Origin of the sequence: Fibrobacter sp. UWB10 (assembly GCF_900182935.1) — a bacterium.
GTDB lineage: Bacteria > Fibrobacterota > Fibrobacteria > Fibrobacterales > Fibrobacteraceae > Fibrobacter > Fibrobacter succinogenes_O.
Genome location: NZ_FXUE01000003.1, coordinates 48769 through 63549, shown reverse-complemented (window position 1 = coordinate 63549; position 14781 = coordinate 48769). Strand labels below are relative to the sequence as shown.

13 protein-coding genes are annotated in these 14781 nt (G+C 48.3%); 4 read left to right on the top strand and 9 right to left on the bottom strand.

What is annotated here, in order from left to right; all coding sequences use genetic code 11:
* Position 1: 1 nt before the first annotated feature.
* From QOL41_RS09115 to radC, 8 genes are all read right to left on the bottom strand, one after another.
* Positions 2-1309 (bottom strand): MgtC/SapB family protein, encoded by a 1308-nt coding sequence (locus QOL41_RS09115; RefSeq protein ID WP_283429508.1) that lies wholly within the window; start codon positions 1307-1309, stop codon positions 2-4.
* Positions 1310-1373: 64 nt separating this feature from the next.
* The gene (locus QOL41_RS09110; protein WP_283429507.1) at positions 1374-3008 is read right to left on the bottom strand and encodes a GGDEF domain-containing protein; all 1635 of its coding nucleotides are present in this window, start codon (positions 3006-3008) and stop codon (positions 1374-1376) included.
* Positions 3009-3095: 87 nt separating this feature from the next.
* Positions 3096-3581, bottom strand: a complete 486-nt coding sequence (locus tag QOL41_RS09105) for a dihydrofolate reductase (protein ID WP_283429506.1) — start codon at positions 3579-3581, stop codon at positions 3096-3098.
* An 18-nt stretch (positions 3582-3599) separates the two neighbouring features.
* Positions 3600-4412 (bottom strand): thymidylate synthase, encoded by an 813-nt coding sequence (locus tag QOL41_RS09100; protein ID WP_173652992.1) that lies wholly within the window; start codon positions 4410-4412, stop codon positions 3600-3602.
* A gap of 19 nt (positions 4413-4431) precedes the next feature.
* The gene (locus tag QOL41_RS09095) at positions 4432-4671 is read right to left on the bottom strand and encodes a hypothetical protein (RefSeq protein WP_173652991.1); all 240 of its coding nucleotides are present in this window, start codon (positions 4669-4671) and stop codon (positions 4432-4434) included.
* Between the two features lie 26 nt (positions 4672-4697).
* Entirely contained in the window at positions 4698-6353 is a 1656-nt protein-coding gene (locus tag QOL41_RS09090; RefSeq protein WP_283429505.1) for a sensor domain-containing diguanylate cyclase, read from the bottom strand.
* 212 nt (positions 6354-6565) lie between these two features.
* Positions 6566-9289, bottom strand: coding sequence for an OmpA family protein (locus QOL41_RS09085; RefSeq protein ID WP_283429504.1), 2724 nt, complete (start codon positions 9287-9289; stop codon positions 6566-6568).
* 180 nt (positions 9290-9469) lie between these two features.
* The gene (radC, locus tag QOL41_RS09080) at positions 9470-10174 is read right to left on the bottom strand and encodes a RadC family protein (RefSeq protein ID WP_283429503.1); all 705 of its coding nucleotides are present in this window, start codon (positions 10172-10174) and stop codon (positions 9470-9472) included.
* Between the two features lie 122 nt (positions 10175-10296).
* Here radC and QOL41_RS09075 point away from each other — a divergent pair, with 122 nt between their 5' ends.
* Positions 10297-11130, top strand: a complete 834-nt coding sequence (locus tag QOL41_RS09075; protein WP_283429502.1) for a CvfB family protein — start codon at positions 10297-10299, stop codon at positions 11128-11130.
* On the opposite strand, the gene QOL41_RS09070 is transcribed toward QOL41_RS09075, so the two are convergent.
* Entirely contained in the window at positions 11127-11750 is a 624-nt protein-coding gene (locus tag QOL41_RS09070; protein WP_283429501.1) for an OmpA family protein, read from the bottom strand. The two genes, QOL41_RS09075 and QOL41_RS09070, sit on opposite strands and share 4 nt — an antisense overlap.
* A gap of 195 nt (positions 11751-11945) precedes the next feature.
* Between QOL41_RS09070 and QOL41_RS09065 the strand changes: the two genes are divergently transcribed.
* The 3 genes from QOL41_RS09065 (at position 11946) to QOL41_RS09055 (ending at position 14729) form a co-directional block, all read left to right on the top strand.
* Positions 11946-13004 carry a hypothetical protein gene (locus QOL41_RS09065; protein WP_283429500.1) on the top strand — a complete coding sequence of 353 codons (1059 nt, stop codon included), beginning with the start codon at positions 11946-11948 and terminating at the stop codon, positions 13002-13004.
* 45 nt (positions 13005-13049) lie between these two features.
* On the top strand, positions 13050-14000 hold the full coding sequence (locus tag QOL41_RS09060) for a YihY/virulence factor BrkB family protein (protein ID WP_283429499.1): 951 nt from the start codon (positions 13050-13052) through the stop codon (positions 13998-14000).
* 144 nt (positions 14001-14144) lie between these two features.
* Positions 14145-14729, top strand: coding sequence for a hypothetical protein (locus QOL41_RS09055; RefSeq protein WP_283429498.1), 585 nt, complete (start codon positions 14145-14147; stop codon positions 14727-14729).
* Positions 14730-14781: the final 52 nt, after the last annotated feature.

Genomic DNA, 14781 nt, shown 5'->3' with positions numbered 1-14781 from the left:
TTTATAAGACCGCATAATATCCAATCAAACCTGCCGTCACCAAGCAAATCAAGATTACAGCAGGCAAAATCGGACGACGCATCGCCTTTGCACCCAAGAAAATCACCATGCCGCCCTTCGTGATTGTATTGGCGAGGCTTGCAAACAACAGCGCCAGCACCAATTCACGCACCGGGAGTCCGGCCTTCAAGTTCATATCGATTACCGAGAATGCCACCGCATCCATTTCGGCGGCGCCTCCCAAAAAACTACAGGCCAACAGCGCGCCGGCGCCCAAATACACGCGAGCCGCATTGGCGATAAACATCACGCAGGTAAAAATCACGCCAAACTTAATCGCCGGCAAAAGCTTGAACGGGTTCGAAAAATCCGAAGACTTTTGCTTGTGGTCACGGAACTCGCGAATCTTGAGGAACAGCGCATACCCAAGCGCAGGAACCACGGGCAACAACAGCGGCAAAGCAAGCGGTGCCGCAAGTGCGCCACTCAAGAAAATGCAAATCAGGTATAGGCGCACATACATCACCGCCCAACTCAGCACAATACCAAGCGTAAAGTCAGACGCGTAATCCTCGTTTTCACGACTGCGCCCGGCCAAATTCAAGGTCAACGCTGTACTGCTGGCAAGGCCACCCAGCAAACCCGTAAGCCAAATGCCTTTGCCCGGGCCCACCAGTTTAATGAGCACATAGCCAACAAAACCGATACCGCTAATGAACACCACAAACAGCCAAATCGTATGCGGGTTCAATACTTCAAGCCCAGCAGGGCCGTAAGCTTGGTTCGGCAAGAACGGCAAAATCAAAGCCGAAATCACCGCAAACTTGACCGTCGCCAAAATATCTTCTTTGGAAAGCTTTTGCGCGAAAGTATGCAACTGCTCCTTTGCCGAAAGCACCCAGAGAATCACTACCACAATCACGCAAGATTCTAGCAAGCGTCCGTACCAGCAAATACCGCCGAGCAAATACACAATCACAACCGCAACGCTTGTGGTAATGCCATCGCCACCGGGCAAATGACCCGCAGTAGAATCATCTTGCTTACGATGACCAATCGCAAAAGACACATGCATGGCCATCAAAAGCATGCCCACAACAACAAATCCGGTAATAAAAGGCGCTACACCACCCATTTGGTCCGAAAGGAGTGCCGCCATGGCACCCGCAAGCCCAACAAGGGTAAAAGTACGAACACCGGCCGGATGTCTATCCGACTGGTCATAATAAGTGTGCTCGCGCTGCAGGCCAATAATCAGGCCAATGCCAATCGCAGCCGCCAAACGATAAAAAACGTTAAAGTCTAGCATGTCTTTAATATATATTAAAGACGAAAGACGGGAATCGAAAGAGGATAGAAAATATCAAAAAAAACTATTCTTTCCGTGCCAATTTCGACTTCATCGAAGCTTTCATGGCATACATGCGTTCATCGGCCAAATGATAGACTTTTTCGGCCTCAATACGGTTTTCTTCAACAATGCTAAACCCGTTTTTCAAGAATTCATGCTTATAGGCAACGCCATACGCCGAATTCAAAGGTTCAGGCAGTTCTTCGCTACGAGCACTCTGAAGATCTTTCATTTTAGTAATCGCATCCGAAACATCGGCCACATGTTCGCTACGAACAATAGCCATGAATTCATCACCACCCACACGAATGGCAGTTCCAATTCCAGCAAAAGCTTCTTTAAAGACCTCGGCAAACGCTTTAATGAGTTTATCGCCTTCGTTATGGCCATACTTGTCATTCACGGCCTTAAGACCATTCATATCAATACTGACAATGGCATAATCGCCAAAATTCTTGTCGAGAATTTCAAAAATTTGCTGGCACTTGGCTCGGTTATAAAGTCCCGTCAAAGCATCCAAGAATGCCATAGTCGCTAAAATTCCCTTTTCAGCACGATCTTCCAGAATGTAAATCAGGTACACGATATAGCTTTGGACAAGCAAAAGCACAAAGCCAAGCATACCAACAGGCGTCCAAGTTGAATCCAACAAAGGAATATCTACTGACACAAAGCGGGCAATATTAAAGCGAATCAAATCCAGAACAACAAATATCGCAAAGAACAGCACCCCTCGCGTAAGAAGCTTTCCGGATATATCCATTTTCTTGTTGTAGAGAAAGCCGGCAAAAACAAAGTAAATCAAGCCTGCAAATACCGAGGCATGGAAAAACACCAAGGTTTTCGGGAAATCGCACAGGCCCGAAAAATGAAGGAACGAAGTCACTGTCATGAAAGCGATTTCGTAGCCCACCAAAAACTTCATCACCAGGGTTTTCTGGCGACCGAGATGCATACGCTGCATATTCCAAAGCAACAACGTAAACGGAAGCGGCGAGAAATAAAGGCACAAATATTCAAGCGTCGTGTTGAGAGTCAAATTGAAAGACACCAACTGGATGAGTTTCGTATAGCACATCGTCCAGACGCCAAACGTAAACGACAGGGCTCCAATCATCAGCAGACGGAAATAATTGACTCCGTAAATCCGCATGATAAATCCTATCAAAACAGCAATTCCACCAAACAGAATCAGGAATATACCGATGACAAGAGCAAAAATATGTCTCGACGAATAATCGCTTAAGGCATATTTCCCAGGCAAGAGCGAATAATTCGAAATGTGAACGATTCTATTGTCGACTTTTTCAACAAGAACTACTTTCAGTTTTTGGACATCGCTTGGATCCAAGTAAACATAATGGTAGCCGCTTCCCGGGAAATCGCTATCTTTCCCATATTCATACAAACTCTTTCCGTTTTCAAAGACTTCAACCGCGCAATGGTTCGTTTTAAACCTAAACACCGGATGCGCAATTGGAGAATTTGCGGGAACAGAACCTTCCAATATAAGGGTATCGCCGGTCATCAGTCTCTTGGGGAACGTGAAGTTCCTTAAAGACACAATCGGAGTTTTTTCACCTTTGTATGTAACGGTCCAGCCTTTATCAAAGCGAACTTGTTGCGGAGAAACCCCATTGGAGCGCACCGCACCCATAAAAATGACAAACAATAATAGTATCGCGACGACGAAAACCGACGTCACAAATATATACTGCTTGTGAATTTTTACAGGGTCTACCAATTAGCGCTCCCAGACTTCAAATGTGGTCGGATAATCGTTCTTTTCGTCGGCTTCAAAGCGTTCTTCGCTTACCTTGTGCCAGCCATCGCCCCATTCCGGGAACAGTACATCGCCGTCTACATCGGCCAGCACGCGAGTCACATAAAGCTTTTGCACTAGGGGCATGGCTTCGCGGTAAACCGCCGCGCCGCCAATAATAAAGCATTCTGTTTCATGGGCGGCGCGAGCAGATTCTATCGCCTGCGAAAGATTGCTACAGACAACGCAGCCCGGAGCTTCGAATGCAGGATTGCGCGTAAGCACGTAATTCGTGCGATTCGGAAGCGGGCGTCCGATATCGTCGTAATTCTTGCGACCAAGAACAATAGAATGCCCAGTCGTAATCGCCTTAAAACGCTTGAGGTCAGCGGACAAATGCCAAGGCAAGTGACCGTCGCGACCGATCACATTATTCTGAGAAATTGCAACAATTGCAGAAATCAGCATCTTTGCCTCCCCCTTCGATTACACCGCAATCGGTGCTTTAATCGTCGGCCACGGATCGTAATCGACCAGTTCAAAATCTTCAAACTTGAATTCAAACAGGTCCTTGATTGCCGGATTCAACTTCATGGTCGGCAACTTGCGCGGCGTGCGCGTCAACTGTTCGCGGGCCTGTTCAAAATGATTCGAATACAGGTGCGTGTCGCCCAAGGTATGAATGAATTCGCCCGGTTCATAATCGCAAACCTGAGCAAGCATCAAAGTCAACAGCGCATAAGATGCGATATTGAACGGCACCCCGAGGAACGTATCGGCACTGCGCTGGTACAGTTGGCAGCTCAGTTTACGCTTACCCGATGCACCTACACCGCCCACATAAAATTGGAACAGGCAGTGGCAAGGCGGCAAGGCCATCTTGTCGACTTCGGCCACATTCCATGCGCACACCAGGTGCCTGCGGGAATCCGGATTGTTCTTGAGGCTGTTAATCAAATTCTGAATCTGGTCGATATGTCCACCATCAGGGGTCGGCCAGCTACGCCACTGGTGACCGTAAACCGGACCCAGGTCGCCGTTTTCATCGGCCCATTCGTCCCAAATGGTCACCTTGTTGTCATGCAAGTACTTAATGTTCGTATCACCCTTCAAGAACCACAATAATTCATGGATAATCGAGCGAAGGTGAAGTTTTTTCGTAGTCAAGCAAGGGAATCCCTTGGACAAATCATAACGGCACTGGCGGCCAAAAACAGAGCGCGTTCCCGTACCCGTACGGTCAGAACGGTCCACCCCATTTTCCAAAATATCCTTGAGCAAGTCTAAATATTGTTGCATATGAGTAATTTAATAAAAGTTATTCCCCGAATATTTCGACGCGCTTGTACTGCTTCACCTTTTTGTCTTCGGTAACCGCTTTTTCGCGCAAAAGGGCGTTAACGGCCTGCAAAATGAGGTCTTGGGTATGCTTGGGCACAGGCTTTTTGCCGAGGCGAGCCTTCTGCACCATTTTATGATTCAAATTTGCCGGGAGCATTTCCACGAGATCGTGGTTGGAGGCATCAAGGGACTGGAGAATTTCATCGAGTTTAGTCATAAACCCTAATATAAAAATCCCCGGTCCTACTTCCTTACCAAATCCGATTTCATTGACACTTTCATGGCGTACATACGCTCATCGGCCAAATGGTATACGTCTTCCGTTCCGGCTAGTTTGCGAACCTCGGAGCCAGCCATGCCCTTTGAAAGTTCATGCCTATAGGCAATGCCATAAGCTACTTCCAGCGGAATCGGCAACTTCGCGCTACGTTCCTTCTGCAGGTCCGCCATCATCACTAGGGATTCCTTTACATCTTCGACATGTTCGTTACGCACAATCACCAAGAATTCATCGCCACCGACACGAATAGCCGAACCGATTCCCATAAAGGCTTCCTTAAGCACTTCGGCAAAAGCCTTTATCAACTTATCGCCAGCTCTGTGACCATGATTGTCATTCACGAGTTTCAAGCCATTCATGTCAAAACTCACAATAGCGTAGTCGCTATCGCCTTTATCGAGCACTCCAAAAATCTGCAAGCACTTGGTTCGATTATATAGCCCGGTGAGTGCATCTTTGTAAGCAATTTCCGACAAGGCATCTTTTTCAGCCTTTTCCGTAAGCAGCTGGTATATATAAACTAAATAACTCAGCACAAGCAGCAATACAAACGCAGACGTTCCAATCGGAAGCAACGTCATTTCGAGAACGGAATGTTCCATATGTATATACTTGGCCACGTAAAAACGGACAAGGTCTATCACCGCAAAGCCACCGAATACAGATACTCCGGCCGAAAGGATTTTACCCGGGGTATCGAAATGACGGTTATATAGAATTCCCGTACAAATCATATAGCCCAGTCCAATCATCGCATAAAGATGGAAGACCCACAATGTCCTGGGGAAACGCAATATATGCGTTCCATTCAAAATGGTAGTCGTTACAAGAAGAACGATGCCTACGGCAGTAATAATGAACAACCCCCACCAGCGCACATTACTAATCTTTTTGTAATGCATATGCAACAACAACAAGCACAACGGAATTGGGGCCGAATAAAGGCATATATATTCTAGGCAAGTATTGAACGAAAAATCAAGCGAAAAGATTTGGATTACCCTCGTATAACATATCGTCCACAAGCCCAAGCAAAAAGAAAGTATCCCCGTCATCAGGATACGGAAAAATTTCATTCTATAATAGAATGCGCCCAAGCAACAGAACAGGGACAAAGACCCAAATAAAAGCGAAAACACCCCTACAGCCAAAGGCATGGAATGTCTAGCAAAGAAATCCCCATAAGCATACCGAGCCGGCAACACCTCCATTATCGGCAAAGCGTCCCACGCATCGTCTTCTGCCATATGGAACCGGAGCTCAAACATCTTGTTCTTATACAGAACAACACCCAAATACACAAAATGGAGACTGCTTCCAACAATGTTTCCTTCCTTGAAATCCTTTTGACCGCTTGAATACAGCAAGGATTTTTCACGGTAAGCTTCGACAAAAGCATGGTAGGTTTCAAAACGCAGCACCGGGTTTTCCGGAAAATTCGTTCCGAGTCGCCGCCTCAAGATAACGGAATCGCCTCTTTTTATGCTATGGTCTTCAAACGCAAAATCTTTGATAGAGGGAATTTCAGTCGTGTCGCCATGGAAAATAAGCGTCCAGCCTTCATCCAGATTCAGGATGGATTCGCATTTGCCTTGCTTGAGAATATTCGCAACACCCATGTTGATTATAAAAATCAACGCAATGGCGAGTATACAAGTCAATATTTTCCGACGTTTATCCACTATAAACCTCAGGCTCCCTTATAAAAAAAAATCTAATAAAAGAAATCCGAAAAAGACCTAAAATATTTCGTTTTTCATTGTTACCAAAACTACACAAAAAATCCCCGGCCCTACCGGGTCGGGGATAATTTCAACGTTTTACAGATTGATTACTGCACCAAGTTGCTTTCGCACTGAGTACCGTCGTTATCCGGCGTTACGAAGTGCATTTCGATACGGCGGTTCATTTCGCGGCCTTCAGCAGTGCTGTTGTCATCGATCGGGCAGCTAGAGCCCATACCGATAGCCTTGATACGATCCTTCTTCACGCCAGCCTTGGTGAGGGTCTTCATCACTTCCTTAGCGCGGTTTTCGGAAAGTTTCTGGTTGGTCTTTTCCTTACCCACGTTGTCGGTGTGACCCTGGATCACAATCTTCAGATCCTTATAGCTGTCGTCTTCGACGAGCTTCTTGGCGACACCCTGGAGGATCTTGCGTGCGTTGCTTTCCAAGGTAGCCTTACCACTCTTGAAGGTCACGCCATCGAGCTTTTCAGCAGCCTTCTTCGGGCAACCATGGCCGTCGTCACCCGGTTCATCCGGGCAGCGGTCGATACCGGTACAGACGCTTTCAAATTCCTTCTGGAGTTTCTTGGTTGCAACCCATTCAGAGCAGACACCGTCCTTATCCGGGTCCGGATCATCTTCAATCGGGCAACCCTTGTTCCATTCAGGACCAGCTTCGAGTTCGCAACGGTCGTAGCCGCGGCACATTTCCTTGAACTGGTCAAGCATCTTCTGCTTGGTAACCCACGGAGAGCAGAGGGAGTCACCATCCGGGTCCGGGCTTTCCATCGGGCAACCCTGAGCAAATGCTTCACCGGCTTCGGTCGGGCACTTGTCAACGCCAGCGCAGATACCTTCATACTGGTCAAGCATGTTCTTTTCGGTCACCCACGGATCGCAGAGGCCATCCTGGTCAGTATCCGGGTTGCCGAGCGGGCAGCCTTCATTCGTTGCCGGGCCGAGTTCGGTCGGGCACTTATCGATACCCTTACAAGACTTGTCAATGAACCATTCCTTAGCCATTGCTTCGTCTTCAGCAGCCTTTTCGAAGTAGAAGCCCATCTTCTTTTCGGTTACCCACGGGTCGCAGAGGCCGTCGTTATCGGCATCCGGATCATCCCATGCACAACCCTTGTTAGCGGCAGAACCAGCTTCACCCGGGCACATGTCGTAACCCTTACAGATGTCGGCGAATTCGTTCATGACACCTTCATCGGTAATCCACGGAGAGCAGAGACCGTCACCATCCGGGTCCGGCTGCTTAGTCGGGCAACCATTGAATGCCGGAGAACCAGCCTGAGCCGGGCAATCGTCAATGCCTTCGCAAACGTTCGCAAACTTCTTGAGCATCTTCTTCTGAGATACCCAGGCATCGCAAACGCCATCACCATCAGCATCCGGATTGTCAAGCGGGCAACCGTCGTCGCCTTCGCCTGCTTCGTTCGGGCATTCATCAACGCCTTCGCAAACTTCAGCAAATTCAGATTCAAAGCCCTTTTCGGCAACCCAGGCATCGCAAACGCCGTCTTCGTCGGCATCCGGATTACCCAGCGGGCAGCCCTGATTCAAGCGGTGACCGATATCGTCCGGGCACTTGTCTTCGTCATCCGTAATGCCATCGCCATCGCGGTCCTGAGCAAGCAGGAAGCCGCTCCAAGTGATACCGCCATAAATCGCAAGATTCGGGTTCACGCGAATGCGATCAGCACGAACGGCGTCCTTGTCAGCGTATTCATACAAATTAAGGTCATACATGCCGGATTCATTAATCCCGTTCACATAAGTGAAGCTTCCGTTACGGTCACCATCTCTCAGGACTTCGACATCATTCAAATACTTGTCGCCGCCCAGGTAGAAAGATGCACCCATGTGGATATCAACGCCCACCGGCAAGTGGAACACCAAGGCAGTTGTCAACTGCATCATGTCAAGCTTGTCAGTTTGTTCACCACAAACCTTCAGTCCGCTAAATTTATCCAACTGACAAGACACAAGGTCATCCGTCTGGATATCCCAATAGAATTCAGCAAACAGCGACATGAAATCCATAAAGTAGATTTCAGCGGCGGCACTCATGAACGGGAGCGACATATATTCATCGCTCATCACATAGCGATAACCACCATTCAAGTGCAACAATAACGGAACACCATCACCGCCATCGAGCTTACTAATATCCATTGTGATAGCAAGGCCACCCTTAAGGGTCATCGCATTTATACCAAACGGAGAAGCAACGCCGTTTGTCTTGTTGATGTATTCCGGTTCACGAATCCAGAGACCCTGTTTTTCAGCATTTGCCGTCTTAAAGGTAAGACCGCCAAACACAGCGATATCGAACACCTGGTCTTCAGGAAGCGGGAAACGAGCCTTCAAATCGGCCTTGAGGTTACCAATATATCCAACCTTCGTATTGGAAATAACGCCGTTATGATTGATGTCTTCGGCGGTAAACTGGTCATAGTAAACCGGCAAGGTAAAGCCCAAATCAAAGTAGTGCCAAATGCCAATGGCAAAGCCGACATAAGCAGAAGCACCCAAGAAGTCCTTCACTTCTGCATCACGTTCTAGCCCATACATATAGCCATTAGTCATATCAGCATCAGCATAACTTTCTTTTAGAGCTATACCATTATCGTTATTCGGGAACATGTCGTTACCGAAGGTCATATCGCCCAAAAGGGTAAACACTAGTTTGGAATGGCCAAGGGACTGAGCAGACTGGGTCTTATTCACACCCACAAAGCCTTCCTTGTTTATCGTCTGGGGATGACCAGCAAAGGCGGAAGCCGCCAAAGCAAGGGCAAGGCCCATAGCTACCTTATTCATAGCATCTCCTTATAATGGGCGACTACCAAACAAAGCCACCCGATTCTACTATTGTAAATATAACTTATTACTCAAAAAAGCAACAAAAAAATGCGTTTTTTTTTGAAAAACCCCTTGAGAATCACACAACCAGCACTTTGTAACATTTTTGTAATATCATGAATTTTGTAGGCTAGAAACCTAAACCGGGCAGAACGTTTTCTCGAACAGCTCCGGATTTTTTCTGCAAATGCTCGTAAAGCCGCCCTTGCCCACAATGATATGGTCGAGCACCGGAATCTGAAGAATTCGCCCCGAAGCACAGAGAACCCGCGTAATCGCCATGTCATCGAGACTCGGCTCGACAGATCCAGAAGGGTGATTGTGTGCAAACACAACTGAAACAGCACGGTCTTCAATCGCTTTTGCAAAGGCCTCGCGCGGGTGTACCGGAGTCTTGTTGACAAGCCCCGTCGTAATTTCATGAACACGAATCACGCCATTCACCGAATTGAGCGTAACCACTACCAAGTGTTCCTGCTCCTCGTATTTCAAGAACGATAACCTAGACACAAGGTCTTCTGGCGAAACAATCGGATTTGACTTGTTGCTCAAGATATAGCGCCCCGAAAGTTCCAAACAGGCAAGCACCTGTGCCGCCTTCACCTTGCCAAGGCCGCGAATTTCCCGAATTTGGGCAAGTGTCGGCACCTGAGTCTGGTTCGAAAGAAAGTCCGAAAGGCGCCGCGACAGTTCAAAAACATTGCAGTCTTGGTTCCCGCTCCCCAAAATCAGGGCGAGCAGGTCTTCGTTCGTGAGTGCTGAAGCCCCGAACTTTTCGATTTTTTCGCGCGGTAAGTAACGAGTCGACATTTTTTCGTGAAGCATCATTGTATTTTGATTCATGGCGTATCCTTTTTAGAGAGTGGTTATACCTTCTATACGCCAAAATCGGGAAAACAGTCTGATTTCGTCCCTTATTTTTCTCACATTTTCTAATTTTGGGTAAAAATGAACGGAAGGTCCCCATGGAATTAGGCAAATTTAACCGCGCCCGAGTAGAAGAAATCATGCCCCAGGGCTATTACCTGGAACTAGAAACCGGCGGACGCGTACTGCTCCCCGGCAAAAAAGAAGAATTCAGCCTCCAAGAAGGCGAAGTTCTTGACGTATTTGTCTATACCGATTCAGAAGACCGCCCCATTGCAACGCTCGACAAGCCCTACGCAACTGTCGGCGAATTTGCCGTGCTCGAAGTCAAGGACGTAAACCGCTTTGGCGCATTCCTGGATTGGGGTCTGAACAAGGACTTGTTCCTCCCCTACAAGCAGCAGCTCGGTGAACTCCGCCGCGGAGACCGTTGCGTCGTATTCATTCTCGAAGACGACAAGAGCAACCGCATTGTCGCGACCGAAAAAATCAAGAGTTTCTTGGACCCCGACACTTCGGAACTGCACCTGGGTCAAAAGGTACAGCTCGCCGCCTACGAAGTTACCCGCGACCATATCGATTTTTTGGTGGACTACCGCTACACGGGCCGCCTTATGATTACGCCCAATACGCCGCGCATTTATATCGGCGACACCATGGCAGGCTATATCCAGCGCTTTACCGAAGATGGCAAGATTACCTTGAACCTCACTCCCGTGGGCTACAAGGGAATCATGAAGAGCGAAAGCCCCGCCGCTATTATGCAAAAGCTCGAAGAAGCGGGCGGATTCTTGCCGTACGGCGACCACAGCGATCCCGAAGAAATCCGCCGCGAATTCGGCATGTCCAAGAAGACCTTCAAGAAAATTCTTGGTACGCTTTTCCGCGAAGGTCGGATTATCCTTTCCGACGACGGCTTCCGAAAGAATTAATTGACGTATTCTACAGGAACTTCGTTTTCGTTCAATACGCGAAGTTCAATGCGGCGGTTCTTAATGCGACCCGCTTCAGTGGCATTCGATGCCCTCGGCTGGCTAGAGCCGTAACCGCTTGCCGAAAGGCGACCGCGGTCAATGCCGTGTTCAACCATGTAAAGGAATACCGTGTAAGCGCGCTGTTCAGAAAGCGTCTGGTTAAACGCATCGCCGCCTTCGGAACTGGTATGTCCCTGAATTTCGATACGGGCATCGGGATTTCTTTTTAGGCCTTCAACAGCCTTATCCAGAATTTCCATGGACTGCGATTCCAGTTCAGCGCTTCCCGCCTTAAAATTCACACCGACCAATTCGACTCGCGTGTCGTCGAAAACAACCGTCATGCCACCCGTACTTGCCGTGAGAGACACATAAGGAGTAGAGCCACATTCAAAAGGCCCAGTCACGCTTTCACAGAAAATCGAATAAGCATCTTCACGCGGAATATGGAATGTTGCTTCGCCTTCGGCATCGGTCGTAACAGTCAATTTATTATTAGGATTGTTCTGGCCAACAAACGAAAGTTTTTTATGCGCCTGGGGGACATCGTCATTATTGGTGTATGTCACTGTAAGCACAGCATGTGTCTTATTGGGGAGAATATCGCGAGCCCAAGCAGGTTTGGCCAAAAGATTTACACACAAAACAGCGAAAAAAACGTAAAAAAAGCAAAAATGAAACAATTTCACGGAACACTCCTTAAAAGCGGGCCGAAATTTAGAAAATTATTTCTAAATTTGGACACGAAAAACAAAACCCTCCAAGGAGTAAACATGAAGTTCAGGAAAATCGCAGTGGCCGCCCTTGCCATGAGCATTTCGGCATTTGCCGGAGATCTCACAGACAATATGGCCCTCAAGGGTAACGTACAGACCCAGGCCACCAAGTCCATCGCCGACGATGACAACAACTTCAGCAGCGGCTGGATTCGTGCCAACATCGGTGGCCAGTACAAGAGCGAAAACCTGGACGGTACGATCATGCTCCGTATTTTTGCCCCGGAATTCGGCAACAAGGTCAAGGACGGCGACGGTAAGGTCACCTACTACGACAAAATTCTGGCCGACCTCTACTGGGTAAACTACAAGTGGGCTCTTAACGAAAACAACCAGATGAATTTGAAGATCGGTCGCTGGAAGACCGACTGGTCGCAGTCTACCAACTTCGGTACCTATGTCGACAAGGATTTGACCAAGCGCGGCCTCTGGATGCGCGATTATAGCCACAACGCTGTCGAACTCGGCTGGAAGAGCGGCCTCAATCAACTGAACGCCATGGTTGCCGCCAAGAACGGAACCGCAAACCAGGGCTATGTTCGTATCGAAGACGACATGAAGTTCACCTTCCCGCTCGAAGTCAAGGTTGCCTACCGTGCAAACCTGGTTGACGTCGTGCAGAACACGGCCTACGTGACTCACCGTCTTGCCGCCTACGCCAGCTACGAATTTCTCCCGATCCTCCGTGCCTATGGTGAATATGCCTGCATTTACACGCAAGATGACGACCTGGATACCGGCGCAGACAACTATCTCGCTCCCGAATCCAAGTACTTCCAGCCGGGCATCTATTACCAGCCGTTCTACCTGGGTCTCGATTTTGCCCCGGACAGCAAGATCCTGAGCACCATCATGAGCCACCTCATGGTTGAATGGGAATACATCAACAAGCGCGACAACCTTTATGGCGCCCCGAAGGGCACCTACGACGACTGGGCATGGACCGTCGCTTATGTCAAGAGCATCGGCAAGTCCAAGATTCAATTCAGCGTCTATAGCGAAAACGAACTGAGCGATGTAGGTCTCGCCTTCCGCCTGACCAGCACCATCAAGTAATCCGTTTTGATGCCAAACTGGTTTAAAGATTTTTCTTGGGAAAGGATGTTCGACTATATAGCCGAACGTTCTGTCACACCCGTAAAGGTTGCCATCATTGCAGGCAAGTCCTTCTTGTACTTCCATGGACTTACCCGTGCTGCAGCCCTTACCTATACGACGTTCTTGGCTGTGGTGCCGCTCCTGATCCTTTTGACCTCGATTACAATCGCGGTCGGATTCGGTAACTTTTTCTCGGACTACCTGCCGCACTTGCTCACGTTCTTGGATCTCGACTGGCCTGTCGACCCGATTATCACCATCGTGAAGAACGCAGAACACGTGCCTATCGGTAAGCTCGGATTTATCGGTGCCATGGGTCTTTTCATCACGTTCATTCTCGCTTTCGGCAGCTTGGAATCGAACTTTAATGTAGTGTGGGAAAACAAAGTGTCTCGTCCGCTGCACAAGCAGATTCGCATCTATACCCCACTTCTGCTTATCTTTGCAGGCATTATCGGTCTTTATGCCGGCTTCGTGAACTACCTCCAGAACGCGCTTTCAGTCATTGTGGTCGACGGATTGCACTTTGACCCGTCGGTACTCAAGAGGCTTATTAATGCCTTCTGGTACCTGACATTCCATGGTGCATTCCTCCTGGTTATTTTCTTGACCCTATACGCGCTCCCCGCAAGACCGGACCCCAAGAACTACACCAAGAAGAAGTTGCTTGTTTCCTCCATCGGCATTACCGTTCTTGCATGGATTTGCATCATCATCTACGTAAAAATCCTGATGCTTATCCAGACCATGCTCGTGACCCGTATGTCTATTTTCTACGGATCGCTCGCCTTCATTCCTCTCATTCTTTTCTTGGTTTTCGGTATTTGGACCATAGTCCTTTGCGGTAATTCCGTGGTGTGGACGATTTGCACCTGGCCCGAATCCAAGGACCGCATCTGGAACTGGGAAGGAAGCCCTGCTGAAGGCCTGAACATGACCAAGGACCGCCTTTAATTTTTAAAGGGGGATGTCTCCCCCTAGTTTCAGCCCCGACTCAGCCGGGTCATACACAACCCCCTCAAACAGGGCCTCAATCACCGGCCCCGTAACGCCCCGCTTGAATTCATTTAGTAAATTTTATACAAAACGAGGTATAAAATGATAAAGAAAATCTTTGTTTTCCTGATAGTCCTCACCGCTTTTGCAAGCGCTGAACTGCAAAGCGTACAGTTCACGCCTGAAGAAAAATCCAATGGAGGTCTGAAGGCGTTCATTGGCGTGAGCGGCGGTAACGTACTCGTGGCCGACGATGGGGCGATTTTTGCAAACCTCCGCATCGGTCTGGACCTCAATCCTTTGCTTTCCACAGGTGTCTGGGTGTCTAGACTTTTGAGTGACGTGCGCAACTATAACGTGTCCGAAAAGCAGATGATCAAATATATGTCTGTAGGCGGTTTCGTGGAACTGTTCCCGGTGCGTGTCAATGACTTTTCCATTTCTGTTCCTATTCAAATCGGTGGCGGTGCCCTCTATGTGATGGAACCGGACGACGAAGCTTTTGAATCCGAAGATTACTTCTTTACCGCCGACATGGCAGTGCACTTTAACTATCGTGTCACGAAGATGCTCGAAATCTCTATTGGTGGCGGTTACCGCATGTTCACGGGTATCGAAACCAACAACCTCGAGAACCTGGATTTCTGCACCCCGTTTGGCGAACTGAGATTTACCATCAGAGAATAAAAAATGTGAAGTGTGAGATGTGAAGTCATCCATTTCACATTACACATTCCAC